The sequence below is a fragment of the Roseibium sp. genome, from assembly GCF_051016195.1.
Classification (GTDB): domain Bacteria; phylum Pseudomonadota; class Alphaproteobacteria; order Rhizobiales; family Stappiaceae; genus Roseibium.
The window spans coordinates 4,998,277-5,025,087 of sequence record NZ_CP134616.1; the positions used below are offsets into that span (position 1 = coordinate 4,998,277).

28 protein-coding genes are annotated in these 26,811 nt (G+C 59.2%); 24 read left to right on the forward strand and 4 right to left on the reverse strand.

Annotated elements, in window-relative coordinates:
- Window positions 1–13: 13 nt before the first annotated feature.
- Window positions 14–814, forward strand: a complete 801-nt coding sequence (locus RDA78_RS22800) for a creatininase family protein (RefSeq protein ID WP_434052060.1) — start codon at window positions 14–16, stop codon at window positions 812–814.
- Here the strand turns inward: RDA78_RS22800 and RDA78_RS22805 are convergent.
- Complete coding sequence (locus RDA78_RS22805; RefSeq protein ID WP_434052061.1) at window positions 791–1,762, reverse strand: LysR substrate-binding domain-containing protein; 972 nt, start codon at window positions 1,760–1,762, stop codon at window positions 791–793. The two genes, RDA78_RS22800 and RDA78_RS22805, sit on opposite strands and share 24 nt — an antisense overlap.
- A gap of 172 nt (window positions 1,763–1,934) precedes the next feature.
- Here RDA78_RS22805 and RDA78_RS22810 point away from each other — a divergent pair, with 172 nt between their 5' ends.
- The 6 genes from RDA78_RS22810 to RDA78_RS22835 all read left to right on the forward strand — a co-directional run bounded on the left by RDA78_RS22810 (window position 1,935) and on the right by RDA78_RS22835 (window position 8,078).
- Entirely contained in the window at window positions 1,935–2,945 is a 1,011-nt protein-coding gene (locus tag RDA78_RS22810; RefSeq protein ID WP_434052062.1) for an ABC transporter substrate-binding protein, read from the forward strand.
- Window positions 2,946–3,097: 152 nt separating this feature from the next.
- The gene (locus tag RDA78_RS22815) at window positions 3,098–3,859 is read left to right on the forward strand and encodes an ABC transporter ATP-binding protein (protein WP_434056196.1); all 762 of its coding nucleotides are present in this window, start codon (window positions 3,098–3,100) and stop codon (window positions 3,857–3,859) included.
- 56 nt (window positions 3,860–3,915) lie between these two features.
- A complete protein-coding gene (locus RDA78_RS22820) occupies window positions 3,916–4,779 on the forward strand; it encodes an ABC transporter permease (protein ID WP_434056197.1) in 864 nt (287 codons plus the stop codon).
- Window positions 4,779–6,083 carry a cytosine deaminase gene (locus RDA78_RS22825; RefSeq protein ID WP_434052063.1) on the forward strand — a complete coding sequence of 435 codons (1,305 nt, stop codon included), beginning with the start codon at window positions 4,779–4,781 and terminating at the stop codon, window positions 6,081–6,083. The genes RDA78_RS22820 and RDA78_RS22825 overlap by 1 nt, the downstream gene beginning before the upstream one ends.
- 2 nt (window positions 6,084–6,085) lie before the next feature.
- Entirely contained in the window at window positions 6,086–7,492 is a 1,407-nt protein-coding gene (locus RDA78_RS22830; RefSeq protein WP_434052064.1) for an FAD-binding oxidoreductase, read from the forward strand.
- 4 nt (window positions 7,493–7,496) lie between these two features.
- On the forward strand, window positions 7,497–8,078 hold the full coding sequence (locus RDA78_RS22835; RefSeq protein ID WP_434052065.1) for an NAD(P)H-dependent oxidoreductase: 582 nt from the start codon (window positions 7,497–7,499) through the stop codon (window positions 8,076–8,078).
- 47 nt (window positions 8,079–8,125) lie between these two features.
- On the opposite strand, the gene RDA78_RS22840 is transcribed toward RDA78_RS22835, so the two are convergent.
- Entirely contained in the window at window positions 8,126–8,530 is a 405-nt protein-coding gene (locus RDA78_RS22840; RefSeq protein WP_434052066.1) for a RidA family protein, read from the reverse strand.
- 225 nt (window positions 8,531–8,755) lie between these two features.
- Here RDA78_RS22840 and RDA78_RS22845 point away from each other — a divergent pair, with 225 nt between their 5' ends.
- Window positions 8,756–9,175 carry a hypothetical protein gene (locus RDA78_RS22845; protein WP_434052067.1) on the forward strand — a complete coding sequence of 140 codons (420 nt, stop codon included), beginning with the start codon at window positions 8,756–8,758 and terminating at the stop codon, window positions 9,173–9,175.
- A 159-nt stretch (window positions 9,176–9,334) separates the two neighbouring features.
- Here the strand turns inward: RDA78_RS22845 and RDA78_RS22850 are convergent, their stop codons facing one another.
- A complete protein-coding gene (locus RDA78_RS22850) occupies window positions 9,335–10,285 on the reverse strand; it encodes a LysR family transcriptional regulator (RefSeq protein ID WP_434052068.1) in 951 nt (316 codons plus the stop codon).
- 97 nt (window positions 10,286–10,382) lie between these two features.
- On the opposite strand from RDA78_RS22850, the gene RDA78_RS22855 reads away from it, so the two are divergent.
- The 16 genes from RDA78_RS22855 (at window position 10,383) to RDA78_RS22930 (ending at window position 25,590) form a co-directional block, all read left to right on the forward strand.
- Complete coding sequence (locus RDA78_RS22855; protein WP_434052069.1) at window positions 10,383–11,258, forward strand: dioxygenase; 876 nt, start codon at window positions 10,383–10,385, stop codon at window positions 11,256–11,258.
- Window positions 11,255–12,316 (forward strand): maleylacetate reductase, encoded by a 1,062-nt coding sequence (locus RDA78_RS22860; RefSeq protein WP_434052070.1) that lies wholly within the window; start codon window positions 11,255–11,257, stop codon window positions 12,314–12,316. The genes RDA78_RS22855 and RDA78_RS22860 overlap by 4 nt, the downstream gene beginning before the upstream one ends.
- Window positions 12,317–12,340: 24 nt before the next feature.
- Window positions 12,341–13,621, forward strand: coding sequence for an ABC transporter substrate-binding protein (locus RDA78_RS22865; protein WP_434052071.1), 1,281 nt, complete (start codon window positions 12,341–12,343; stop codon window positions 13,619–13,621).
- A gap of 51 nt (window positions 13,622–13,672) precedes the next feature.
- Entirely contained in the window at window positions 13,673–14,392 is a 720-nt protein-coding gene (locus tag RDA78_RS22870; protein WP_434052072.1) for an ABC transporter ATP-binding protein, read from the forward strand.
- A complete protein-coding gene (locus tag RDA78_RS22875; RefSeq protein WP_434052073.1) occupies window positions 14,392–15,099 on the forward strand; it encodes an ABC transporter ATP-binding protein in 708 nt (235 codons plus the stop codon). The genes RDA78_RS22870 and RDA78_RS22875 overlap by 1 nt, the downstream gene beginning before the upstream one ends.
- Window positions 15,096–15,959 carry a branched-chain amino acid ABC transporter permease gene (locus RDA78_RS22880; protein ID WP_434052074.1) on the forward strand — a complete coding sequence of 288 codons (864 nt, stop codon included), beginning with the start codon at window positions 15,096–15,098 and terminating at the stop codon, window positions 15,957–15,959. Before RDA78_RS22875 ends, RDA78_RS22880 begins: the two co-directional genes overlap by 4 nt.
- A gap of 12 nt (window positions 15,960–15,971) precedes the next feature.
- Complete coding sequence (locus tag RDA78_RS22885; RefSeq protein WP_434052075.1) at window positions 15,972–17,045, forward strand: branched-chain amino acid ABC transporter permease; 1,074 nt, start codon at window positions 15,972–15,974, stop codon at window positions 17,043–17,045.
- 1 nt (window position 17,046) lies between these two features.
- The gene (locus tag RDA78_RS22890) at window positions 17,047–17,625 is read left to right on the forward strand and encodes a VOC family protein (RefSeq protein ID WP_434052076.1); all 579 of its coding nucleotides are present in this window, start codon (window positions 17,047–17,049) and stop codon (window positions 17,623–17,625) included.
- Between the two features lie 21 nt (window positions 17,626–17,646).
- Window positions 17,647–19,404, forward strand: coding sequence for an FAD-dependent oxidoreductase (locus RDA78_RS22895; protein WP_434052077.1), 1,758 nt, complete (start codon window positions 17,647–17,649; stop codon window positions 19,402–19,404).
- 10 nt (window positions 19,405–19,414) lie between these two features.
- On the forward strand, window positions 19,415–20,302 hold the full coding sequence (locus RDA78_RS22900; RefSeq protein WP_434052078.1) for an intradiol ring-cleavage dioxygenase: 888 nt from the start codon (window positions 19,415–19,417) through the stop codon (window positions 20,300–20,302).
- A 1-nt stretch (window position 20,303) separates the two neighbouring features.
- Window positions 20,304–21,140: a 3-keto-5-aminohexanoate cleavage protein gene (locus RDA78_RS22905; RefSeq protein ID WP_434052079.1), complete on the forward strand. Its 837-nt coding sequence runs from the start codon at window positions 20,304–20,306 to the stop codon at window positions 21,138–21,140.
- Between the two features lie 82 nt (window positions 21,141–21,222).
- Entirely contained in the window at window positions 21,223–21,816 is a 594-nt protein-coding gene (locus tag RDA78_RS22910; protein WP_434056198.1) for a malonic semialdehyde reductase, read from the forward strand.
- Window positions 21,817–21,828: 12 nt separating this feature from the next.
- On the forward strand, window positions 21,829–22,221 hold the full coding sequence (locus RDA78_RS22915) for a YciI family protein (RefSeq protein ID WP_434052080.1): 393 nt from the start codon (window positions 21,829–21,831) through the stop codon (window positions 22,219–22,221).
- Window positions 22,222–22,247: 26 nt separating this feature from the next.
- Window positions 22,248–23,300: a C4-dicarboxylate TRAP transporter substrate-binding protein gene (locus tag RDA78_RS22920; RefSeq protein ID WP_434052081.1), complete on the forward strand. Its 1,053-nt coding sequence runs from the start codon at window positions 22,248–22,250 to the stop codon at window positions 23,298–23,300.
- Between the two features lie 14 nt (window positions 23,301–23,314).
- A complete protein-coding gene (locus RDA78_RS22925) occupies window positions 23,315–25,276 on the forward strand; it encodes a TRAP transporter large permease subunit (protein WP_434052082.1) in 1,962 nt (653 codons plus the stop codon).
- A gap of 8 nt (window positions 25,277–25,284) precedes the next feature.
- Entirely contained in the window at window positions 25,285–25,590 is a 306-nt protein-coding gene (locus RDA78_RS22930; RefSeq protein ID WP_434052083.1) for a YciI family protein, read from the forward strand.
- A gap of 426 nt (window positions 25,591–26,016) precedes the next feature.
- Here the strand turns inward: RDA78_RS22930 and RDA78_RS22935 are convergent, their stop codons facing one another.
- Window positions 26,017–26,358 (reverse strand): hypothetical protein, encoded by a 342-nt coding sequence (locus RDA78_RS22935; protein ID WP_434052084.1) that lies wholly within the window; start codon window positions 26,356–26,358, stop codon window positions 26,017–26,019.
- Window positions 26,359–26,811: the final 453 nt, after the last annotated feature.

Genomic DNA, 26,811 nt, shown 5'->3' on the forward strand with positions numbered 1-26,811 from the left:
TGAGGTAACGCAGATGGCCAAGTGTTTTTACTGGAACGAACTGAACGCGTCCGACTTTGCCAACCTTGACCCTGAACGTGTCATCGCAATTCTTCCGACAGCATCAACCGAGCAGCACGGGCCGCATCTGCCGATCTCAACGGATGTTTCGATCGCACGCGGAATGCTGGATGAAACGCGCCGGCAACTGCCCGACGAACTGGATGTTCTGGTACTGCCGGTCCAGGAAATCGGCAAGGCCAACGAACACAAATACGGTCCCGGAACACTTTCCTTAGGCGCGGACCTCCTGATACCGGCCTGGACTGCGATCGGCGAAAAGGTGTGCGAGGCCGGCATTCGAAAAATGGTCGTCGTGAACTCGCATGGCGGTAACACGGACATTATCAGTATCGTTTCCCGAGAACTTCGCGTGCGCTTCGACATGGCGGTTCTGGTGACCCACTGGAGCCGTTTCGGACATCCTGAAGGCATGATCTCCGAGCACGAGTCCCGCTTCGGTATTCATGGCGGCGATGTCGAAACCTCGTTGATGCTGCATTTCCGTCCCGACCTCGTGCGGATGGAATACGCCGAGAACTTCCGGTCCAGGGCCGAGGACATGAAGAAAGCCTCGAAATACATCCAGCCGACACCGCCGCATGCCTTGGCATGGATTGCGCACGATCTCAATCCGGCAGGTGTCGTCGGAGATGCCTCCAACGCGACGGCAGACAAGGGCTCCGCCATCTGCGCTTACCAGGTGTCCGGTTTCATCGACATGCTGAAAGACTTCGTCGCATACCCGCTTTCAGGTCTTTATCGGCCCGAATGAACCCCTTTGTGCCGGCAGATTTCCATCTTTCTGCAGGTCCGCCACCAGCGCGCCGAGTTCCTTCAACAGGAACTCGATAAAGAGGCTCGTTGATGCGTCCATCGAGGCCCTCGCCCGGGTAAACAGCTTCATGGGCTGATGATGCGTCTGCATGGCGGCGAGCGGGCGGAAAACAAGTTCACCGCGGCGGCACTCGGCAACCACGTCAAGCGGATTCAGCAGGCTGATGCCAATTCCCCTGCGCACAAGCTGGCGGACCGTTTCAGACGAGTTTGTTTCAAGGACCGGTTCGACCGGAACCGGAACCGAGGACAAAACAAGGTTTATCACGTCCCTGAGGCTGGTTCCGGATTGCGCCAGAACCATGCGCTCCTGCACAAGGTCGACGAGATCGACGGGACCCGTGCTTTCGGCAAGCTTGTGCTCCGGCGGCACGACCGCGCCGATCGGAATATCGAAAGTCGCAAGCGTGCGAATGCCCGGCATCGCCGCAATGTTGAACCCCAGCCCGATGTCCACATCGCCCGTCAGGACCGGGTTGACCGTCGTTGTGCCGCCATCGCTGCGCAGCTTGATGTGAACCCTCGGGTTCTGTTCGATAAACCGCCCGATAATCTCCGGCAGCGGGCCGGACGCAAGCCCGACTGTCGTGACCAGCGATATGCGCCCGGCCTGGGGCATCTTGAGTGCCCTGATGCGGGTTTCAAGTTTGGAGAAGTCTTTCAGGACGTCGCGGACATGTTCGATGCACAGTTCCCCGGCGGCGGTGAGACGAAGGCCACGGGGCAGTCGTTCAAATAGCGGCACACCGAATTCTTCTTCCAACGAAAGGATCTGGCGGTTGATTGCCGAGGAAGAGACATTAAGCCGGTCGGCAGCTTTCCGGATCGAACCGGACCGGGCGATCTCGTCAAGATACTGAAGTTTGCGGGAATGTAGCTGCGTCAACAATCGCCTCCTTTTTGTGCATGAAGCACAAATCATCGCCACTCATTTTTGGTGATGACTAATAGTCATCGCTGCAGGCGAATTTTGATGCTTTTCAACGTGCACTTCAAGGGCTCAAATATTGTCGAAAAGTGCGGTTACGCGGCAGATTTGCTTTATTGGAGGGTATGAAATGACCGTTTTCCCGTCTGCAAGGACGCTTCTTGCAACTGTTCTCTTGGCTGGAACCGCGACTGCCCCGGCATTCGCACTGGACGAAGTTACCTACGGCACCAACTGGCTCGCACAGGCGGAGCATGGCGGCTTCTATCAGTCGGTTGCCGACGGCACCTACGAAAAATACGGCCTGAAGGTCACCATCGCGCCCGGCGGCCCGCAGGCTGCCAATGACGCCCTCCTGATCTCCGGCAAGATCGACTTCTACATGGGTGGAGCGCTCAAGGGGTTCGACTACGTTAAGGAAGGCATCCCTTTCATCAACGTCGCCAGCATGTTCCAGAAGGACCCGCAGATCCTGACGGCGCACCCGGATCAGGGGATCGAGAAATTCACCGACCTGACGAAACTCGAAACCATCTTCATGGGCAAGGACGGTTACGTCACATACTTCGAGTGGATGAAGAAGAATTTCGACGGATTCACCGATGCGCAATACAAGCCCTACACCTTCAATCCGGCACCGTTCATCGTCGATCCGAAATCTGCGCAACAGGGCTACCTGACGTCCGAGCCCTACGAGATCGAGAAACAGGCCGGCTGGACACCCAAGGTGTTCCTTCTCGCCGATGAAGGCTGGACGCCCTACTCCACGATGATCACGACGTCCAAGGCGCTCGTCGATGAGAACCCGGATCTGGTTCAGCGTTTCGTCGATGCGTCCATCGAAGGCTGGTACAACTATCTTTACGGCGACAATGCTGCCGCAAACGAGCTGATCAAGAAAGACAACCCCGAAATGACAGACGGGCAGCTCGCCTATTCCCTCGCCAAGATGAAGGAGTACGGCATCGTGGATTCGGGCGATACGCTTGAAAATGGCATCGGGTGCATGACCGACGCGCATTACAAGACCTTCTTCGACACGCTCTCTTCGATCGGCGTTGTGGATGCTTCCCTTGACTACACGCAGTCATATACTCTTGAGTTCGTCTGTAAGGGGGTTGGGCTCGACCTGAAGAAGTAAGGTCGAACCGGATTTATTCCCGCTCCGCGCGAACCCGTGCGGGGCGGCGCTCACACTTTCCAGAGTTCAACATGGTCATAGCCGAACAAGGCAGCTCAGAATCGCACCTGCAACCGACTGCTGACCTCACATCATCTCGCGCTCTTGTCGAGATGAAGAACGTCACCAAGGTCTTCTCCAACGGCACCGTTGCCCTTTCGGACATGACGATGACGGTCATGCCGGGCGAATTCATAAGCCTGCTCGGCCCGTCCGGTTGCGGCAAGTCAACCGCCTTGAGGATCATCGCGGGCCTTGGCGGCATTTCTGAGGGGACCATCGACTGGCCGAGTTTCCGGATCAACTCGCGCGGCCTGCCTGACGGCGATATCAGCTTCGTTTTTCAGGAACCGACCCTGATGCCCTGGCAGACTGTCTTCGGCAATGTCTACCTGCCGATGCGTTTGAAGGGGGTATCGAAAAAAGCGGCTCGTGACCGTATCATGTCGGCATTGGAAAGTGTCGGGCTTGCCGACTTCGAGCAGGCCTATCCAAGGGAGTTGTCCGGCGGGATGAAGATGCGGGTCTCGATTGCACGCGCGCTTGTCACGGAGCCCAAGCTTCTTCTCATGGACGAACCTTTCGCCGCCCTCGACGAGATCACCCGCCAGAAACTCAACGACGATGTGCTTGCGCTCTGGAAGTCAACGGGGATCACGGTCGTTTTCGTCACGCATTCGGTGTTCGAATCCGCCTACCTTGCCAATCGGATCGTCGTCATGAAGGCTCGCCCGGGCCGGGTCGATTCCGACTTCCCGCTGCACACAAGCCTGGAGCGGGACAGCCACTACCGGACCTCGGAAGAATACCGCCAGGCCTGCTCCGAGGTCTCTGCCAGATTGTCCGACGCAATGGGGGGCGAAGAACACGCATGACAATCCCGGTCGACAAGTTGCGGGTGAGCGCCGAAACAGGTGACGCGACGAACGATATGGACAGCATCTCCCGAGGTGACGCACGGCCTGCCGCCGTTCAGTTGCCGACGCAAGAAACAGCGGCAGCTCAAAAACGCCGCGAGCGCCTGCTCACGATCTGCATTCCGCTTGGCGTGATCGCATCCCTGATCGTGCTTTGGCACGTTGTTGTGACCGTCAACGAAATCCCGCACTACATCCTGCCCGGCCCCTGGCTGGTCGTGAACTCTCTTGTCAACGATTGGCACATCCTTCTGCCCGCGCTCTGGGTGACAACGAAGATTACGCTCATGTCGCTGGCGCTCGCCCTGATCGGCGGCGGCGGCATGGCGATCCTGCTGGTTCAGTCGCGCTGGATCGAAACGGCCCTTTATCCCATCATGGTTATCCTGCAGGTCACGCCGATCATCGCCATTGCTCCGCTGATCCTGATCTATGCCCCGACAACACAGGCCGCACTTCTGATCTGCGCCTTCGTGGTCGCGTTCTTCCCCATTCTCTCCAACATGGTTCAGGGGCTGAAAAGCGTCGATCACAACCTGCTCAATCTTTATGAGCTCTACGGTGCGACGCGTTGGCAAACGCTGATCTACCTCAAGCTGCCTTCGTGCCTGCCCTACTTCATGACCGGTCTCAGGATCGGTGGTGGGCTCGCCCTGATCGCTGCAGTCGTTGCAGAGTTTGCCGCGGGGTCGGCCGGGGCCGGTTCGGGCCTCGCCTTTCGGCTCCTTGAATCGCAGTTCCGCCTGAATATCTCACGCTTGTTCGCGTCTCTTTTCCTTCTTGCCAGCCTCGGTGTCCTGATCTTTGCGCTCACCTCGTTCATTTCCTGGTGGACCTTGCATCGCTGGCATGAAAGCAGCCTGAAACGGGAAAACTGATGCAGCTTGATCTTCCCAAGGGACCCAGGTTTGCCCTGCTCAGCGCGACGCTTCCCAGCGTGCTTGCTCCAGAGAGTTTGACTTCGGAGAAACACGGGCTTTGCATGGCCGACCTTGTTGTTTCCGATGGCAGGATTGAAGCCGTTCTGACCCCTGGGACAGCCCCGCCGGATATCGAGAGCGTGGATCTTGAAGACCGGATGGTCTGGCCCTGCTTCGTGGACATGCACACGCATATCGACAAGGGCCATATCTGGGACCGGCAACCCAACCCGACCGGCGACTTCGAGGGCGCTCTCACTGCAGTGAGAGCAGACACGAAGGCGAACTGGCATGCAAAAGATGTCGAAACCCGCATGGACTTCTCCCTGCGCTGCGCCCATGCCCACGGAACAAACCTTCTGAGAACCCATATCGACAGCCTCGCGCCACAACACCGGATCTCGTTCGAGGTGTTCTCGGACATGCGTGCGCGCTGGAGCGATCGTATCAAGCTTCAGGCGGTTGCCCTCTTCCCCATCGATGCAATCGACGACGACGCCTATTTCACGGACCTGGTGAATGTCGTTGCCGAACATGGTGCGCTGCTCGGTGGTGTCACCTATCCGATGCCCGATCTCGAGATCCGTCTCGACCGACTGTTTCAGGCCGCGGCTGACAAGGGACTGGATGTCGATTTGCACGTTGATGAAACACAGGATGCCAGCGTTCTCACGCTCGCTCAGATCACCGAGGCGAAACAGCGCAACGGTTTCGAAGGCGCGGTTACGGTCGGCCACTGTTGTTCACTCGCACAGCAGGATGAAGACACGGCAAAAGCAACCATCGAGAAGGTCAACAGAACCGGACTGTCGGTCGTCTCCCTGCCAATGTGCAACATGTATCTGCAGGACCGGCAGGCGAGCCAGACGCCGCGCTCGCGCGGGATCACGCTCTTGCATGAACTCATGGAAGCTGACATTCCGGTGGCGGTTGCCTCGGACAACACGCGCGATCCGTTTTACGCCTACGGCGATCTCGACATGGTGGAGGTGTTCCGCGAGGCGGTCAGGATCGCTCATCTAGACCACCCGCTTGATGATGCGGCCAAACTTGTAACACGGGTTCCCGCGGATATCCTCAATGAGCCGGAGTTCGGCCGCATCGCAGAGGGCTGCGTGGCCGATCTGGTGATCTTCAACGCCAGAACCTGGAGCGAATTTCTATCCCGTCCGCAGGCGGACCGCATCGTGATGCGGAATGGCATGGGCATCGACCGCCGTCTGCCGGATTATCGTGAACTTGACCCACTGATGAGAGGCTGACGATGGCCGATTACGAACAGATCAAGGCTGAACTCGACGGTGTGGCGATGGAAGACAACCCGCGCCTCGTTCAGGCGAAAAGCCGGGATTTCTACTGGTATTCCCCCATTCTGAAACGCCAGCTCGATAACGTTACCGGTGATCTCCTCGTCTCGCCGAAGAACGAAGACGAGGTAATCCGGGTCCTCAAGACGGCCTTTGCGCATGGTGTTCCGGTCACACCCCGTGGAACGGGCACGGGCAATTACGGCCAGGCCATGCCGCTTTCGGGCGGCATTGTGCTCGATATGTCGCGCATGGATGAAGTCAAGGAAATCGCGCCGGGGCGCGTCGTCTGCGGACCCGGTATCGTGATGGCCAAACTGGACGCACAGACAAAGGAGCATTCAGGCCAGGAACTCCGGTTTCATCCCTCCACGGCACAAACGGCGACAATCGGCGGGTTCATTGCCGGCGGCTCCGGCGGGGTCGGCTCCATCCACTGGGGCGGACTGCGCGACCTCGGCAATATCCTGCGGCTGCGTATTGTCACGATGGAAGCCGAACCGCGCGTGATCGAGCTGTCCACCTGGGACCTGCAAAAGGTCAGCCACGCATACGGCACAAACGGCATCATCACCGAAGTCGAAATGCCCCTGACCACGGCCTATGACTGGGTTGACGTGATCGTCGGTCACGACACGTTCATGGATGCGGTCGTCTTTTCCGACAGGCTCGCGCGCAGCAACGGCCTTCTCCTTAAGGAAGTCGCCCCGATAGCCGCTCCGATCCCGTTTGACTACTTCACGCGGCACAAGCCCTGGCTGAAAGAAGGTGAAGCGGTCACGGTGCTCATGGTCGCTCCGCAGTCCATGTCTGCCGTCCTGGCGCTTGCCGACCGGATGAATGGAAGCCTTCGGTTCCGCTCTGACGATGTGGAAAGCATGAAAGGTATTCCCCACGCCTACGAGCTTTGTTGGAACCACACAACGTTGCGCGCGCTCAAGTTCGACAATTCGTTCACCTATCTGCAAACGCAGTATCCGGGCCCGAACCACGTGGAGCTCGTTCAGAAGACGACGGAGATGTTTCCCGGTGAGATCTTCGGCCACCTGGAGTTTCTGCGGTTTGACGGTCAGGTGCAATGCTCGGGCCTGCCGCTGATCCGCTTCACCACCGAAGAACGGCTCGACGAGATCATCCGCCTGCACGAGGAAAACGGGTGCCCGGTCTTCAATCCGCACAGGTACACGCTGGAAGAAGGCGGCATGAAGCGCACGGATCAGGTGCAACTGGATTTCAAGAAGGAAACCGACCCGAAAGGCCTGCTCAATCCGGGCAAGATGATCGCGTGGGAGAACCCGGATTTCGATTTTGATGCCGGTGGAACCTACCTCTTCCCCGGCCTCCAGTCCTTCGCAGAGGCGTGAGCTGATGCGCGTTCTGGTCCTTCACTCCCATCCGCAGGAGGCGAGCTTCGGCCGCGCCCTCTATCACAAGACATGCGAAAGCCTGGAAAAGGCAGGGCACGAGATCGACCGGTGCAATCTCTACGAAGAAGGCTTCGATCCAGTCCTGTCCGCCCATGACCGGGACGTCTATCACACGGTTCCAGACAACCGAAAACTCGTCGACGGTTATTGCGAGCGGCTGCTGGCCTGTGAGGGGCTTGTCCTGTGTACGCCTGTCTGGAACTTCGGTTTTCCCGCGATCCTGAAAGGCTATTTCGACAGGGTCTGGCTGCCGGGCGTTTCCTTCGATCTGGAAGACGGCAAGCTGACACCAACCTTGCGCCATATCCAGAAGCTTGGCGCCGTGATGACCTATGGCGGCAGCCGATGGCGTGCGCTGCTCGTCGGCGACCCACCACGCAAGATCGTCAAGCGCGTGATCCGTGCCCAGATCAAGATCGGTGCGCCGGTGAAATATCTCGCACATTACGACATGAACAACTGCACGCCGGAAACGACCTCAGCCTTTCTGAACAAGGTCGGTGCGGAAATGGAGCGTTTCTGAGGCCGACTGTTCCTGACCGTCTTGTGCGACCGGGCCGCGAACGTTCTTTAGAAGACCTTCGCGGCCGTGACCTCCACCTCAACCAGGAATTTTGCACGGGTAAAACCGCCAACGACCAGAAGCGTTGAGACAGGCTTGATCGATCCGGTGTACCGGTCCCTGACTGCCATGTAGTCGGCGAAATCCTCACGCCGGGTGACGAAACCCGAGATCCGGATGACGTCTTCAAAGCTCATGCCCGCTTCGTGCAGTATCGCACCAATGGCTTCAAAGCAGATCTTGGCCTGCGCGGTGACGTCCGCCGGAATTGTATCATCCGGTCTGATGCCGAGCTGTCCCGATGTCACCAACAGGCTCGCCCCCGGCGGCACGCAGAGGCCGTGATTATAGGCGCCGAAGGGCGTGCGCACCGATGGCGGATTGAATGTTCTTTTTCCCGGATCGCTGGACATGAATTGAAAGGCTCTTTTGTTCGAGTTGCCGGACCTTTATCGATCCAAGTCCATTCATATCATTCTCTTGCGTGAAAAGTGGGTCAACCAACAGCAAACACTCAGTTTTTCTGCACCTGAGAGCGTAAATTCTCTCTTAAATTGCATTATCTAATTTGACAATTTTCACGCGTTGTTTATTCTCATAATCTGATCCTCGTGTGTTCCATTAACGAGGTGTGTCCCATGCTCAGAATTCCCCTGATTGCCGCCGTCGCGGCTGTGTCTGTCCTGCCCGTATCCGCAATAGCTGATGACAGCAGAACAATCACCATTCACATTATCAACAAGACACCGTGGAAACTTTCGAACCTTGTGATGGAGCGTCACCAGACCAGTGTAAAGGAATACTCATCTACCATTCCGTCAGGCCAGACCGGGCAGATCGAGTTTCACTACAATATGCACAAGGCAAATCATCCGAAGATGTATGCCTCTTATACGGCGGATAACGCCAATACAGAGAGCGTAACATTCAACTGGGAAGCCAAAAACAGCACGTTTTCCTGGAGTTACGACTGCAGCATAACCAAGCCCTCTGACATGACTGGCAGTCACAATGATTGTTCTGATCATGACCCGCACTACACGCTGAACGCTGACTAGAAAACACGTTTGTGTCACAGACAAAGACTTCACTGACCGTGTGTCTGCGACGGAAGGAGGCACCTCGCTTTGCCGCTTGGCTGGTTGATTTGTTCCGGCTCCTTGAAGAACATTCGCAGACTTGCCACGGACCGAGGACGGCGATGGCGGCGACCACGGTCAACCGCCCCAGACAACGGCATCTTCGTGCCGCTTGATCAGGTGCCGCAGGTTTTCGAAGCTTTTCGCGACGTGCTGTGCGTATTTGTCGACGGCGGGCAGGTATGGCGCGTTGGCCAAGCGCAGGATTCCGAGCGCCCTGTCAGGGTGCGGGATCTGGAACGGCAAAGCGGTCATTGACCGCTCCTTCCGGTAAGCAAAGACCACACTGTGCGGCAGCACGGTCAGGGCATTGGTTCGGGTCATGTAGTTGATGACGCTGGCAAGCGACCCGCCCGAGTACCGGACCTTGATTTCGGTGGCTCCGAGCGAAAGCAGGATGGAGTGAAGGTCCGCGTAGAGCGGACTGCCGGGTGGCGGGGCAATCCAGGGATATTCGAGCAGTTCCTGGGCTCCGGTCCTGCGACTGCCCAGAAGCGGATGCAAGGCGCTGCAGGCAACGACGTTCCGGCCGGGCAGGATTTCGTCGAACACAAGACCGGATCCCTCCCCCAGAATGTCAATCGGGCAGATCGCGAGATCGATCCTGTCCGCATGAACCGCTTCGCGCAGATCCCGGACATAACCGTAACTCTGGTCGACCCGGATTTCCGGGTAGGTGTTCTGGAAATCCGCGGTCATGCTGGAAATCAGCGCATCCATGAAGAACGGGGTTCCGCCAACCCGCACAGTCCCCGCCTTGCCTTCCTGAAAATTCCGAACCGTCTCCGACGCCTTGCGCGAGGCCGCCAACATCACCATTCCCTGATCGGCCAGGGCCTGTCCCAGCGGGGTCGGCAAAAGCGGCCTTTGCCCCTTCTGGAAGAGCGGTTCGCCAAGTCGCTTTTCGAACGAAGACAGGGTGCGTGACACCGCCGGTTGGGTCATGCCGAGCAGTTCGGCCCCCTCCGTCACGCTGCCGGTCTGAACGACCGCGGCAAGCTGGATCAGATGTCGCTCATCTAACTTCATAGCAATATGTTATAAACTTCGCATTAGAAATCATCAACTGCACTGTTCCGGCAGATAACCTTTCCCAGAGGTCAGGAAATGACCGTTGGGAGGAACCATGGCCGGCATGTCCGACATCGCCTATTTCAAGACGGAAACGTCCGACCGGCTCTTTGCCGAGCGGCTCGACACGGCTTCGGATGAACGGCTTGCCCTGGTGCTCAGCAAGATCGCCGAACATCTTCACGCGGTTGTCCGGGAAACACGGCCAAGCCTCAAGGACTGGCGTGCGGCAATCGCGTTCCTGACCGAAGTCGGCCATCTGTGCGACGACCGGCGCCAGGAATGGGTTCTGGTATCCGACCTTCTCGGCATGTCCACGCTTGTCGATGCGCTCAACTCGGATCGGCCCGAAAGGGCAACGCCAAACACAATGCGCGGGCCGTTCTACCGGGCGGACGTGCCGCTCATGCAACACGGCGAAAACATCTCCCTGGATCGCGCAGGAACACCGGTTGACGTCACCCTTCACCTCAGGGATCTCGACGACCGTCCTGTTTCCGGTGCACGTGTCGAAACCTGGCAGGCGAATGCCGAAGGGTACTACGAAAACCAGCAGCCTGATCTGCAGCCAGAGCAAAATCTGCGCGGACATTTCGTTTCGGACGAAACTGGCCGCGTTTCCTACCGCACAATCCGCCCATCCGGCTACGAAGTGCCGAAGGACGGCCCGCTCGGCGATCTGCTTGCAAAACTCGGCGCGCCGCTTTGCCGGCCGGCCCATGTCCATTTCCAGGTAACGGCCACCGGTTTCGAGACCCTGACGACACAGATCTTCGACAGGGAAGACCCGAACCTCGGCAAGGACCCGCTTTTCAGCGTCAAGCCCGGCCTCGTCGCATGCTTCAAGGATTCCAAGGGCGGATCGGACGCGCCGCTGATGCTGGAGATTGACTTCTACCTGAACCCGACCAGACAGGAGCCTGATGCATGACCCGCGCCTTCACCTACCGGGGCAGCGCAGCCCATATCGTTTTTGGAGCCGGAAAACGCGCCGAAACAGGGGCATGGGTGGAAAAGCTCGGGTGCCGGAAAGCCCTGGTGCTGTCCACGCCGCATCAGGCAGACGATGCCGCCCGGCTGGCCGACGATCTTGGCGCTCTTGCCGTCGGTGTTTTCGCGAAAGCGGCGATGCACACGCCCGTCGATGTCACTGAGGAGGCTATGAACCTCGTCAGAACGTCCGGCGCAGACAGTGTCGTCTCGCTCGGCGGCGGTTCCACAACCGGGCTCGGCAAAGCAATCGCCTACCGGACCGACCTGCCCCAGATCGTCATCCCGACAACTTACGCCGGATCTGAAGTGACCCCGATCCTCGGCCAGACGGAGGGCGGGCGCAAGACGACGATCCGCGGCGACAGCATATTGCCTGAGGTCGTAATCTATGACCCGGAGTTGACCACCGGTCTGCCGCTTTCGATGACAATCACCAGCGGTCTGAATGCCATGGCCCATGCCGCTGAAGCCCTTTACGCGCAGGACCGCAATCCTGTTTCCAGCCTGATGGCGGCCGAAGGTCTGGCTGCGTTCAGCGAAGCTCTGCCTTTGCTCAAGGCAGACCCAGCAGATACCGAGGCCCGCTCCGCAGCGCTCTATGGTGCGTGGCTCTGCGGCACGGTCCTCGGTACTGTCGGCATGGCGCTTCATCATAAGATCTGCCACACGCTCGGAGGCAGTTTCGACGCGCCGCATGCGGAAACCCACGCGATCATGCTCCCGCACACGGTCGGCTTCAATGCCGGCGCGGTTCCCGAACAGCTGCAGCCCATTGCCGATCTCTTCAGCGCGACGCCCGGCGCAGGCCTCTTCGACTTCTCGACACAAATCGGCGCGCCGCTGGCGCTCCGGGACCTTGGGCTGAGCGAAGGCGATCTGGATCGCGCCGCCGACATTGCCACCGAGAACCCTTACTGGAACCCGCGCCCGATCGACCGCGAATCCATCCGCAATCTGCTGCAGGACGCCTGGGAAGGCTCGCGGCCCGCAGTCTGACCACCTGGTCTGGGAGGAACCAACATGTTGAATAGACGCACATTCCTGAAATCGACTGCGGCAACCGCCGCGCTTGCAGGCTCGTCGGGTCTGGCTCTGCCCGCCCGCGCGCAAGGGACACCGATCAAGCTCGGCTACGTGAGCCCGCAAACCGGTCCCCTCGCCGCCTTTGCAGAAGCCGACAATTTCATCATCAGCGGTTTCAACGCCGCCGCGAAAGCCGAAGGCCTTAACATCGAGGTGATCGTCAAGGACAGCCAGTCCAACCCGAACCGTGCCGCCGAAGTCGCCCGCGAGTTGATCATCGATGATGAAATCAACCTGATGCTTGTGGCCTCTACGCCTGAAACCACAAATCCCGTCACGACGACATGCGAGAGCGAAGAAATTCCCTGCATCTCGACGGTCGCTCCCTGGCAGCCCTGGTTCATCGGGCAGCAAGGCAACCCCGGCGACCCGGGTAGCTGGGAACCGTTCTACTACTCCTATCACTTCTTCTGGGGCCTTGAGGACGTCATTGCGGTCTTCACCAACATGTGGGGACAGCTCGACACCAACAAGCAAGTCGGCGGTCTCTTCCCCAACGATGGTGACGGCAACGCCTGGGGCGATCCGAATGTGGGCTTTCCGCCGGTTCTTGAAAAACTCGGCTACGGCCTGACCGACCCCGGCCGCTACCAGAACCTGACCGACGATTTCACCGCGCAGATCAACGCCTTCAAACAGGCGAATGCGGACATCGTCACCGGCGTGATGATCCCGCCGGATTTCACGACGTTCTGGACGCAGGCGAAACAACGGGGTTTTGCGCCCAAGGTTGCGTCGATCGGCAAGGCGATTCTGTTCCCCCAGGCCGTCGAGGCCCTTGGCGATGCCGGCAACAATCTCTCGTCCGAAGTCTGGTGGAGCCCGACACATCCGTTCTCGTCCTCCCTGACGGGTGACAGCTCCGCCCAGCTCGCGTCGGGCTTTACTGAAGCCACGGGGCGGCCCTGGACCCAGCCGATCGGCTTTGTCCATGCGCTGTTCGAACTGGCGGCCGATGTCATGAAACGCGCCAGTGACCCGACGGACGCGGACGAAGTCTCGGAAGTCATCGCCGCCACAAAGCTCGACACCATCGTCGGTCCGATTGCCTGGGACGGCAAAGGATTGCCTCCGTTCGCGGCCAAGAACGTTGCAAAGACACCTCTGGTCGGCGGCCAATGGCGCCTGAAGGACAGAGGTGGCTACGACCTGGTCATCACCGACAACCAGACCGCGCCGGAGATTCCGACCGGCGGAAAAATGGAACCGATCACCTGAAGACCGGCTGGTGCGGACTTAGGGTCCGTGCCCGCTTGAGGGACTGAAGCCATGACGATCCTGGCACTCAACAACGTGTCGAAAGCCTTTGGCGCGCTGCGCGTTTCGCAACACATCACCTTTGATCTCGCCGAAGGCGAGGCATTGGGTGTGATCGGACCGAACGGCGCCGGCAAATCGACCCTGTTCAACCTCATCACCGGCAATCTGCCGGTTGACGAGGGCCGGATCGACTTTCTCGGCCGGAACGTAACCAATGTTCCGCCGATGGAACGGTGCCTCAGCGGCCTGGGACGCACCTTTCAGATCCCGCAGCCTTTCGAGAAGCTGACCGTGTTCGAAAACCTGATCGTTGCCGGAGCCTTCGGCAATCGCCTGCCGGAAAGCGCCGTTTCAGATGAATGCGCGGATATTCTTGTCGAGACGGGACTGATCGGCAAGGCGAACGAAGTTGCCGGCCGGCTCAGCCTTCTGGAACGCAAGCGCCTGGAATTGGCCCGTGCCATGGCAACCCGGCCCAAGGTGCTTCTGCTCGACGAGATCGCGGGCGGTCTCACCGAAGGCGAGTGTCACGCGCTGGTCGCGACTATCACGAAAATACATTCGGGCGGCATGTCGATCATCTGGATCGAGCACGTTCTCCACGCCCTGACATCGGTGGCCGAACGCCTTCTGGTGCTCGACTTCGGCAAGGTGATCGGCATTGGCGAACCGGACGCCATCATGAACTCGCAGGAAGTGCGCGAAATCTATCTCGGGATCGATGTGTGATGGCGTTGCTCCAAACAGACAAGCTGACCGCCCACTATGGCGACTTCCAGGCGCTCTTCGGGGTTGATATCCGGCTCGAGGAAGGTGAAACGGTTGCGATCATCGGCGCGAACGGGGCGGGAAAGACCACGCTGATGCGCTCGATCTCCGGCGTCCTGAGCAACCAGCCCGGGGCAATCACGTTCGAAGATGATCAGATCGGTTCCACCCACGCGGCGGATATCGTGAAAAAAGGCATCGCCATGGTGCCAGAGGGACGCAAACTCTTCCCTTCGCTGAGCGTCGAGGAAAACCTTCTGATCGGTGCCTACGGCCGCAAGGCCGGCGGCACATGGACCCTGGAAACCGTCTACGACATGTTCCCGGTCCTGAAAGAACGCAGGCTCAACCCAGGGACAGCCCTTTCCGGCGGACAGCAACAGATGGTGGCGATCGGGCGGGCGCTGATGTCCAACCCGCGCGTGCTCCTGTGCGATGAAATCAGCCTTGGTCTTGCGCCGGTGATCATCAAGGACATTTACGCCGCGCTTCCGAAGATCAAGGAGACCGGCACGTCCATTGTGGTGGTGGAACAGGACATCGGTCAGGCGCTGAAAGTGGCCGACCGCGTTTACTGCATGATGGAAGGCCGGATCACGCTGGAAGGCGCTCCCGCCGACCTCAGTCGCGACGCTATTCACAACGCCTATTTCGGAGCTACCGCATGATCTGGGTCGACACAATCGTCCAAGGGGTCCTGCTCGGCGGCCTCTATGCCCTCTTTGCCGCCGGACTGAGCCTCGTCTTCGGGATCATGCGGCTGGTGAACCTCGCCCACGGGGATCTCATCGTCATGGCCGCCTACCTGATCCTGGTGCTTGTGACCCTGCTTGGCACCGATCCGTTTCTGGCCGCCCTGATCTCGGCTCCGGTTCTTTTCGGTATCGGCTGGCTGCTGCAGATGCATGTTCTCAACCGGACGCTCGGCCCCGATATCCTGCCGCCTCTTCTCGTGACTTTCGGTCTGTCGATCGTGATCCAGAACGCGCTTCTGGAAGGTTTCTCGGCAGACAGTCAGCGCCTCTCCGTCGGCCCGCTCGAAACCGCGTCGCTTGCAATTGGCCCCATCAATGTCGGCGTCATGCCGCTCCTGACCTTCGTGTCTGCCGTCTTGGTGATTGTGGCGCTCAACAGGCTTTTCTACAGCACGTCACTTGGCCGTGCCTTCCGGGCGACTTCGGACGATGCCGTGACAGCGAGCCTTATGGGCATCCGTCCGCAAAACATCTTTGCGACGGCAACCGGTATCGCGATGGTCGTTGTGACCATTGCCGCGCTTTATCTCGGCACCCGTGCCAATTTCGACCCGACGATCGGTCCGGCGCGCCTGATCTATGCCTTTGAGGCCGTGATTATCGGCGGGCTCGGCTCGCTCTGGGGCACGCTTGCCGGTGGCATCATCATCGGCATCGCGCAGACGCTCGGAGCCGCCATCAACCCGGAATGGCAGATCCTTGCCGGTCACGTCGCTTTCGTCATCGTCTTGTTGCTCAGACCACGCGGATTGTTTCCGCGGGCCGTGGATTAAGGGAGACACGCCATGGCCACGTCCGCCCGAACCGCTTGGACCGTTGAAACCCGGACACGCACGTCGACCATGTTCCTTGGTCTCGCAGCTGCCCTCGTGATCGTTCTGGTCTTTGCTCCTTTCTATGCCTCGCGCAGCCTGATCCAGGACCTCTTCTTCATTCTCACCATGCTGGTGCTGGCGCAGGGCTGGAACCTGCTCGCCGGATATGCGGGCCTTGTCTCCGTCGGCCAGCAGGCCTTCGTCGGCATTGGTGCCTACGCCATGTTCGGTGGTGTCATTCTTCTGGACCTCGATCCACTGCTCTCGATCCTCCTTGGAGGAATCGCTGCGGCCCTGCTCGCCATCCCGACCGCTTTCTTCACATTCCGTCTGCAAGGCGCCTATTTCGCCATCGGAACCTGGGTGGTCGCGGAGATCGTGCGCCTTACCGTTGCGCAATGGAAGGCACTTGGCGGCGGCACGGGCACGTCCCTGCCTCGCAGCGCGACCCGTGACATGTTCGGCCTCGATTTCCTGAAGGACACCTTCGGCTTCAAGACTTCCGCGGCAACCGATGTCATCACGTTCTGGCTTGCGCTTGTTCTGGCAGTCGCCACGGTTGGTGTCGTCTACCGGCTGCTGCGCTCGCGTCAGGGTCTCGGGCTTGCGGCCGTGCGCGACAACCAGAATGCCGCGCGCTCCGTCGGCGTCGACGCGCAGCGCCTGAAGACGATCGTCTATCTCAGCACGGCCTTCATCACGGGTCTCGCCGGGGCGCTAATCTACGTGCAGAAGGCGAGGATTTCTCCCGATGCCGCCTTCTCGGTGCTCGACTGGACCGCCTACGTGATCTTCATCGTCGTCATCGGCGGCATCGGCACGATCGAGGGACCGATCATCGGCGTCCTCGTTTACTTCGCTCTGCAGAACTCCCTGTCCGGATACGGCTCCTGGTACCTGCTGGTTCTCGGTCTGCTGGGCATCATCATCATGCTGTTTGCGCCGCGCGGCCTCTGGGGCCTCTTCACGGACCGCACCGGCATCGAACTCTTTCCCATCCGCCGCAGGCTCTCCGGCGGCTCCACCGAAAAAACGGGAGGTTGAAATGAAAAAAACACTTGCAGCCCTGTGCCTGATCGCCAGCGGGTCCGTGGCGGCAGCCGAAGGCCTGCCCGGCATGAAGGGCATGGACCATATCGGTTTTACGGTCCCCGACCTGGAAGAAGCCGTTGCGTTCTTCACCGGCACGCTCGGCTGTCAGGCGTTCTATCCACTCGGCCCGTTTTCAGGTGGCGACAGCACCTGGATGCAGGATCAACTGAATGTCGACCCAAAGGCGACCATTCCGGCCATGCGTCTCGTGCGCTGCGCGAACGGCGCCAACCTGGAAGTCTTCCAGTACACCGCGCCGGACCAGAACAGCGAACTGCCGCGCAATTCCGACATCGGCGGGCATCACCTGGCGTTTTACACGACCGACATGGATGGCGCGGTCGCCTACCTGCAGAACAAGGGCATCACGGTGCTGGGAGCGCCGACGAAAATGACCGAAGGCCCGTCCGCCGGCGAGACGTGGGTCTATTTCCTCGCGCCCTGGGGCATGCAGCTCGAACTCGTGAGTTACCCGGGCGGCAAGGCCTATGAGGCTGATTTCGACGCGCGTCTCTGGGATCCACGGTCCTGATCGATTTTGGAGGAATTGCACATGGCTGATTTCAGCACCGATGTCCTGATCATCGGCACTGGCCCGGCGGGCTCCGCGACAGCGGCACTTCTGTCGACCTACGGCATCGAGAACATGGCGATCAACCGTTATCGCTGGCTCGCCAACACGCCGCGCGCCCACATCACCAACCAGCGAACGATGGAGGTCCTCAGGGATCTTGGACGGGAGGTCGAGGACGAAGCATACCTCTTCGCCGCGCACCAGGAACTCATGGGCGAGAATGTCTTCTGCGAGAGCCTTGCAGGCGAAGAAATCGGGCGCATGAAAAGCTGGGGCAATCACCCGCTCTCCAAGGCGGAACACCTGATGGCCTCGCCGACGATGATGAACGACCTGCCGCAGACCTTCATGGAGCCGCTTCTGTTCAAAACGGCCTGCTCGCGGGGAACCCAGGCGCGCATGTCGACAGAGTACCTCTCCCACGAACAGGACCCGGAGGGTGTGACGACCACCTGTCTCGACCGACTTTCGGGAAAGGAATTCACTGTCCGATCAATATATCTCGTTGGTGCGGACGGCGGAAATTCCCTAGTTGCCGAACATGCCGGATTGCCATTTGAAGGCAAGATGGGTGTTGGCGGCTCGATGAACATTCTCTTCAGGGCAGATCTTTCCAAATATGTCGCCCATAGACCGTCCGTTCTTTACTGGGTGATGCAGCCCGGTGCGGATGTCGGCGGCATCGGTATGGGTCTTGTCAGGATGGTGCGCCCCTGGAACGAGTGGCTGATCGTCTGGGGTTACGACATCAACCAGCCGGCCCCGGAAGTCGATGAAGCCATGGCGACCGATGTTGCCCGTCAGCTTGTCGGAGATCCCGATCTCACGATCGAGCTGATCTCGGCGAACACATGGACCGTCAACAACATGTACGCGACGCATATGCACAAGGACCGCGTGTTCATCATGGGCGATGCGGCGCACCGGCACCCACCGTCAAACGGACTTGGTTCAAACACTTCCATCCAGGACAGTTTCAACCTGGCTTGGAAGCTTGCCGCGGTTCTGAAGGGTCAGGCGGGCGAAGCACTGCTGGACAGCTACAGCGTCGAACGGGCACCCGTGGCCAAGCAGATCGTGACTCGCGCCAACCAGTCGATTGCCGAATTTGGACCGATCTTCGAGGCGCTCGGCATGGGCGAAGGCGTCGACCCGGAAATCATGCAGCAGAACCTTGTTGCCCGCTGCGACAGCACTGATGCCGCCGAGACACAGCGTGAGGCGATCCGCAAGGCCATTGCCTTCAAGAAATACGAGTTCGACGCCCATGGCGTTGAAATGAATCAGCGTTACAAGTCGACTGCGGTCGAAACGGACGGTCAGCCGGAACCGGCCTTCGAACGCGATGCCGAACTGCACTATCAGGCAACGACCTGGCCAGGCGCCCGCATTCCCCATTGCTGGCTGTTCGATCACGACAGCGGCGACAAGTTCTCTACGCTCGACCTGTGCGGCAGTGGAACCTTCACCGTCTTCACCGGCATCGGCGGTGAAACCTGGGAAGAAGTTGCCAAATCCGCCGGTGCGGAGTTCGGTCTCAACGTCGTCGTGCATGTGATCGGTCCGCGCCGGAAATATGTCGATCATACCGGTGATTGGGCGCGGGCACGTGAGGTCAGCGACAAGGGCTGCGTCCTTGTGCGCCCGGATCAGCATGTCGCCTGGCGCAGCACGGGGCTGACAAGCGATCCCGCCGGTGATCTGCGCCGCGTCTTTTCCAAAATTCTCGCACGCTAAGGAGAGCCCCATGGAAGCTCATGAGCTTGGTTATTTCACTGAAGAAAACTCCGCCGAAGTTGTCACGGGCCGGAACAAGAATGCCAGCGACCCGCGTCTGAAGGAAATCATGGAAGTGGTCACGCGCAAGCTGCACGAAGCGGTCAAGGAGATCGAGCCGACGCAGGAAGAATGGTTCAAGGCCATCCAGTTCCTGACGGCAACCGGGCACAAATGCGACGACTGGCGCCAGGAGTTCATCCTGCTATCGGACGTTCTCGGCGTCTCCATGCTGGTGGACGCCGTCAACTCGCGTCGTCCGACAGGAGCGTCGGAAAACACGGTCCTTGGTCCGTTCCACTTGGGCGATGCGCCGGAATACGAGATGGGCCACAACATATGCCTGGACGAAAAAGGCGAAGACCTTCTGGTGCGCGGCATGGTGAAGGATATCGACGGCAACCCGATGGAAGGGGTCAAGATCGATGTCTGGCAGGCCAATGACGAAGGCTTCTACGACGTGCAGCAGAAGGGCATCCAGCCGGAGTTCAATCTGCGCGGCGTGTTCCGCACCGGAGCGGATGGAAAGTACTGGTTCCGGGCGGTCAAGCCGAAACACTATTCCATCCCGGCGGATGGTCCTGTCGGCGACATGCTGAACCGTCTTGGACGGCACCCGTTCCGCCCGGCTCACCTCCACTACATCGTCTCCAAGGATGGCTACGACGAACTCACCACACACATCTTCGACCCGGACGACGAGTACATCGATTCTGACAGCGTGTTTGGCGTGAAGAAAAGCCTGATCGCGGATTTCCGCAAGGTCGAAGATCCGGAAAAAACCAGGGAAGCCGGCTTCAGCGGCCCCTCTTTCTGGGACGTGGAGTTCGACTTCGTGCTGGCACCGAAAAAGGCATAAGATGTCCAAACCCTGCATCATCTGTGTCGCGATCACGGGCTCCCTGCCGCGCAAGGAGCACAATCCGGCCGTGCCGATCACGGTTTCCGAACAGGTCGAGAGCACCCATGAGGCGTTCGAGGCCGGGGCAACGATCTGCCATGCGCATGTGCGCAACGACGATCAGACCCCGAGTTCGGATCCGGAGAAATTCGCCCGCCTCAAGGAAGGACTGGAAACGCACTGTCCCGGCATGATCATCCAATTCTCAACCGGGGGAAGATCCGGGGCGGGCAAGGAACGCGGCGGCATGCTGTCCCTCAAACCCGACATGGCCTCGCTTTCGGTCGGCTCGAACAACTTTCCGACCCGCGTCTATGAAAACGCACCCGACCTTGTCGACTGGCTTGCCAGGGAAATGCGGACCCACAACGTCAAGCCAGAGATCGAGGCGTTCGACCTCAGCCATATCCACCAGGCAGCGGCAATGAACCGGGACGGCCGCATTCCGGGCGACATTTATATCCAGTTCGTCATGGGCGTGAAGAACGCCATGCCCGCGGACAAGGATGTGTTCGACTACTACGTGAAAACGGTCGAGCGCCTGATGCCGGATGCCGAATGGTGCGCTGCCGGTATCGGTGCGAACCAGCTCGCCCTGAACGAATGGTCGATTGCCGCCGGTGGTCATGCGCGGACGGGCCTTGAGGACAATATCCGCCTCGACCGGGACCGGCTCGCGCCGTCGAATGCCGCGCTTGTCAGGCGAACGGCCGAGATCTGCGCGGCGAACAACCGGCCTGTTGCCACCCCATCCGAGGCCCGCGCACTGCTCGGCCTTGCACAGCAATCCCTCTGAAACAGCCAGGACCCAATCCATGAGCGATCCCTTCGAAGCCGCACATGTTGAAGCCCGGGAGGCCGCGCGCGCCTTTCAGGCAATGGAACATGCGGCAGACCCGACAACCCTCGAGCTCTTGTTCACCGTGGCCCGAACCCACTACGGCTGGCAGGACCGCGATGTTTCCGAAGAGACGCTGCACGCGCTCTATGACATTGCGAAAATGGGCCCGACCTCAATGAATCAACAGCCCATGCGGGTGCTGTTCATACGTTCGGAAGATGCCAAGGACAGGCTCGAGCCGTGCCTGATGGAGGCCAACAGGCCCAAGATGCGCACCGCCCCCGTAACGGCGATCATCGCCTATGACCTCAACTTCTGGGAGGAACTGCCGAAGCTGTTCCCACCCAATCCCAACGCCCAGGACATCTTCCGGAACAACTCGACGGCGGCGCAGGTCAACGCCTTCAGGAACGGTACGCTGCAGGGCGCTTATTTCATGCTCGCGGCAAGAGCCGTCGGGCTCGATGTCGGGGCCATGTCCGGTTTCGACAACAAGAAGGTGGACGAGGAGTTCTTCCATGGGACGTCCATCAAATCGAATTTCCTGGTGAATCTCGGGTACGCCGACACGTCGAAAATATTCCGGCGCCTGCCCAGGTTCGACTACGCCGACGTCTGCCAGACGCTTTAGGAGGAGGATGCCATGTCAGGCCCGCACATTACCAAGGACGACATCCTGAAAGCTTCGGCGGGGATGCTGCAGAAGCAACTCTTCGTCGTGTTCACCAGCCCGACCAACGGCATGGGCCCGGTGATGGACAACATCGAGGAACACCTGAAGTTCCAGGTCGAACTGGAACAACGCGGCATCATGCTCGGAGCCGGTCCCTTCTGGGCCGATGACGAACATACCTGGAACGGCGAAGGCATGGTGATCATCCGCGCCGACAGCCTCGCTCACGCACGAGAAATCGCCGAGACGGACCCGATGCACTCCTCGGGTGCACGCAGTTTCACGATCCGGCCCTGGCTGCTCAACGAGGGCCGGATCACGGTCGAGGTGAATTTCTCGACAGGACGCCACGCGGTCGCCTGATGACCGCACTTTTGGGAGGAACAACGATGAAACGCATGATAGCTGCACTCAGCCTGGCCGCGGCAGCGGCCATGGCACCGGCGCAGGCCGAAACATACAACCTGACCATGGCATCCAGCCACCCAACCGTGCTGCCCTGGGTGGGACAACTGTCCACGCTGGTCGTTGGCGAATCCAACAAGCGTCTCGAGGCAATGGGGTCTGAAGACCGCATCGAATGGACGGAGGCCTATGGCGGATCGCTCTATGGTTTCAAGGACACGTTGGAAGCCGTCGGTGACGGTCTGACCGATGCCGGCTGGGTCGGCACGCTCTGGGAAGGCTCCAAGATGCCGCTCCAGAACATGACCTATTTCACACCGTTCGTTTCCGATGATCTCGTTGCGACCCTGAAGATCATGAACGAGTTGCACCGTGAACTGCCCGCACTGCAAAAGGCATGGGACGATCAGAACGTTGTCTTCCTCGGAGCCAGCGGGGTGGAAACCTACCATCTCCTGACGAATTTTCCGGTGAACTCCCTGAAGGACCTGGAAGGCCGCAAGATCCTGGCCCCCGGCCCGTCTGCCAACTGGATCAAGCATCTGGGCGCAGTGCCGGTGAATGGCGCACTGCCGACCTATTACAACCAGATCCAGACCGGCGTGGCCGACGGCATGGTCGTCATCGTGACCGGCGCCTTTCCGAACAAGCACTACGAAGTTGCTCCTTACGTAACGCTGGTGGGGATCGGCGCGCAGATGACCGGCGGTCTCGGCATCAACAAGGATGTCTGGGACGGACTGTCGGATGATGTCCGCAAGGTCCTGACGGAGCTTGGTGAGGAATACACCGTCGCCCATGCCGAGGAAGTCATGGCGCGCTACGAAGCGTTCCTGGCCAAACTTCCGGAAGCCGGTGCAACCGTGACCACGCTTCCGGCGGAAGAAGTCAGCACCTGGGCCGACGGGCTGCCGAACCTTGCCAAGGACTGGGCTGACGCCAACGCGTCGAAGGGCGCGGAAGACGTGCTTCAGGCCTACATGGCCAAGGTGCGCGATGCCGGTCTTGAACCGCGCATCGACTGGACCCAGAAGTAACGGGAGGGTTCGCCGTGGCGATCACATCTAGACAATTCCGCCACGGCGCCGACCGGACGGTGAACGGGGTTTCCTCGCTCACCGGCGCCGTCAGTGCGGCCGCCTCGATCTGGATCTTCTGCCTGATGCTCCTGATCTGCTCCGACATCATCGGCCGCACCTTCTTCAATTCGCCCGTTCAGGGTGTTGCGGAAATCGTTGCCAACTCCATCGTAGCAATCGTATTCCTGCAGGCGGGACACACGGTGATGAGCGGGCGCATGACCCGCACCGATATCCTGATCGGCAGCATCGAGGAACACAGGCCTTTTGCTGCCGCCGTCATGCGGGTTTTCTTTCATCTTGCGGGCATATTCGTGTTTGCCCTGATCGCCTGGGGGACCTGGCCAAAGCTCGTGGATGCCTGGGTCGAGAACGAGTTTTTCGGCGCGCAGGGCGTCTTCACCGCGCCAGTCTGGCCGATCAAGGCCTGTCTTTTCGGCGGTTCGATCCTGACCTGTCTCGCGTTCGCAACGCAGGTGCTCACGGATGTGAAGGAAATCCTGAACGCCTCGCGCGTCGAACCCCTCACCGTCCGCCATTCGGTCGATCTGCCGCCGAAGGGACTGCCGATCCTGATCGGCATCGCGCTGCTTCTGGTGCTCGGCTACGGCGTGTTCTATGCCGATCTCGGGCGGATTGAAATCGGGGTCGCCGCCATCTTCTTCATGCTGATGCTGATTTTCTCCGGCGCGCATATCGCGGTTGTTCTTATCCTGCTCAGCTTTCTCGGTATCTGGCTGATCCGCGACAATCCGAACGTCGCCATGCGCTCGCTGGCGCTGGCCGCCGACGGGGCCATCAACCGCTATCTCTTTGGTGTCGTGCCGCTGTTCGTGCTCATGGGGCTCATCGTCGACACGGCAGATATCGGGCGCGACGCCTACCGGGTCGCCGCATGGATGCTTCAGAAGATCAAGGGCGGTCTCGGCATGGCGACGGTTGCCGCCAATGCCGTCTTCGCGTCCATTACCGGCATTTCCATTGCATCAGCGGCGGTCTTTTCAAGGGTCGCAGTGCCGCAGATGGTGGCCAACGGCTACAACAACCGCTTTGCGCTCGGGGTGGTTGCCGGCTCTTCCGTCCTCGGCATGCTGATCCCGCCGAGCCTGCTCCTGATCATCTACGGCGTTTTGGCGGAACAGTCCGTCGGCGCCCTCTTCCTCGCCGCGATCGTGCCGGGCATCCTGCTGGCGCTGGTCTTCGGCGTCGGTATCTACCTGATGGCGCGTTTCCGGCCCAAAATGGTGATGCAGAGCGACCGCCCGGCCGTGATCGAGGGCGAGACCTGGGGCACCGCCGTCGTCAAGCTGATCCCGATCACGGTGCTTGTCATCATCGTTCTCGGCGGCATCTATTCCGGGTTTTTCACGCCGACGGAGGCTGGTGCGGCAGGTGCAGCGGCGTCGATTGCCGTTGCCGTTGCCAAGGGCAGCCTGACCTGGGCGCGGTTCTGGAAGGTGCTGGTCGACACCGGTCTCGTTTCCGTCTCGATCCTGCTTTTGATCATTGCCGCATCGATGTATTCGCGCATGCTGACGCTGTCGACGATCCCCCAGGAAATCACCCTGCTGTTTTCCGATGCCGGGCTCGGGCTGATGGGCTTCATGATGATCTATCTGCTGCTGGTGATCGTGATGGGCATGATCCTTGATTCCACGTCGATCATGCTGATCCTTCTGCCGCTGTCACTGCCCATCGTGACCGGGCTTGGCGGCGATCTCATCTGGTTCGGCATCGTCACGGTGATCGCCGTGGAGATCGGCCTTCTAACACCCCCGTTCGGACTGACTGTCTACGTGGTCAAGGCGACGATATCGGACAGCAGCACAACGCTCGGTGACATTTTCATCGGCACATTTCCATTCGTGGTCATGATGACGATTGTCACCTTGCTGCTAACTTTCATCCCGGCGCTCAGCCTTGTCTTTGAGTAGGAACCGTCATGCATTTCGTCGTCTTTGCAAAAGACCGTCCTGACGCCCTGCGCCAACACCTTCAAGTCATCGATCTTCACCGTGCCTATCTCGGTGAGGCCCCTGCCCGCCATGGCGTCAGGGTGCTGCTTTCCGGGCCGCTGACAAAGGATGACGGCGAGACCATGCGCGGCTCCTTCTTCCTGCTGGATGCGCCGGACCGCGCCTCGATCGAAGGGCTTTTTGCCGGCGACCCGCTCCGGGCGGCGGATGTCTGGGAAACGGTCGAGATTTCCGCCGTCCATGTCCGCCAGAACAACATGACAGGTTCCTGAAACCAGACAATGGAGACGAGCGTCAGATCACTTTTCGCCCACCCTGGAACGGCAATTCACATAGCATCAGCGGGCCGCAGTATCACAGCCCAAACCTTTATCGCAGTTCCTATCAATGTTAGCGAGACCTCAAAAGGGCTGTCCAGTCCGCAACCTTCTGAGACACTATTCGGCTCCTATTGAGAAACTTTTCTCTATTGGCTCTTTGCCGTCTTCTGCTGGTGCAGCAACTTAAGAACAAACCTACTTGAGGACCAAACCGGAGGTTACGTAAACCCAATCCGATGACGTGAAGACACTCGGCGAGAAAATCCGTTCAATCAATGGCTTGGCTCCTGCCGAGTTATGGTTTTCTATCCCAAACAAATTCAGGGCGCAGTGTTCGCCACGCCCTGAAAACTAGATTGAAGATGAATGCAGGCTGAACTACTTCAACGCGTATTTGGCGGGACCGCGTCTACCATCAATAGTAACGGTACCATCTCCGTTGAAAGTAAGATCTTGGCAAGCAGAACCCTTGAATCTATCAGGCGTTGAAATTGTACGGCACCATTGCCCGTTCTTGATTTCCCAGGTTCCGGCAAAATCTTGATCTAGGTTTTTTCCTACTTTTCCCGTGAAGGTACCATCTGCGTTTATGTTCATATCGACACCATTACCGGAAAGATTCTTGCCAGAAAATTTAGCAGCAATCTCGGTATCATTGGCGAAAGCACCTGCACTCAGAATAATCATAAAACCCAAGACCAATGAGATTAATTTGACCATTGTAAAACACTCCAGTCGCAAAAAAATGAGCGTGCGAAGTCCAATTTTCGCACATAGTAAAAGTTCTACAATTCTAGCTTGCATGTCAATAAGTAACCTTAGGGAAGCTTGACAAAAACATCGATTGGCAAAAATAGGCCAATAGGCTCTTTATGAGTCACAGTTCATTTTGAAAACAATAGCTTGTCGCTGATAAGCATCCCCACAAATTTGGCGATGGAATTATGCACTGGTACCACACGCCTGATCTTGGCGATTGAACATCATCCAGGGTGGGGGTTTGACAGTAAAAGTTTCCAAGCGGTCCGGCTGGTTGTCGCCAGATCTCATCCGATCGTCCAGTCCTGATCGGTTGCTTGTATGGCGCAGTGCGAAAGCGTTTCTGCGCTCCTTCATGTGCTGGCCGCCCGGCCATCAAGGTCGGACGCGCTGGCACGATCGACGACGGAGGTT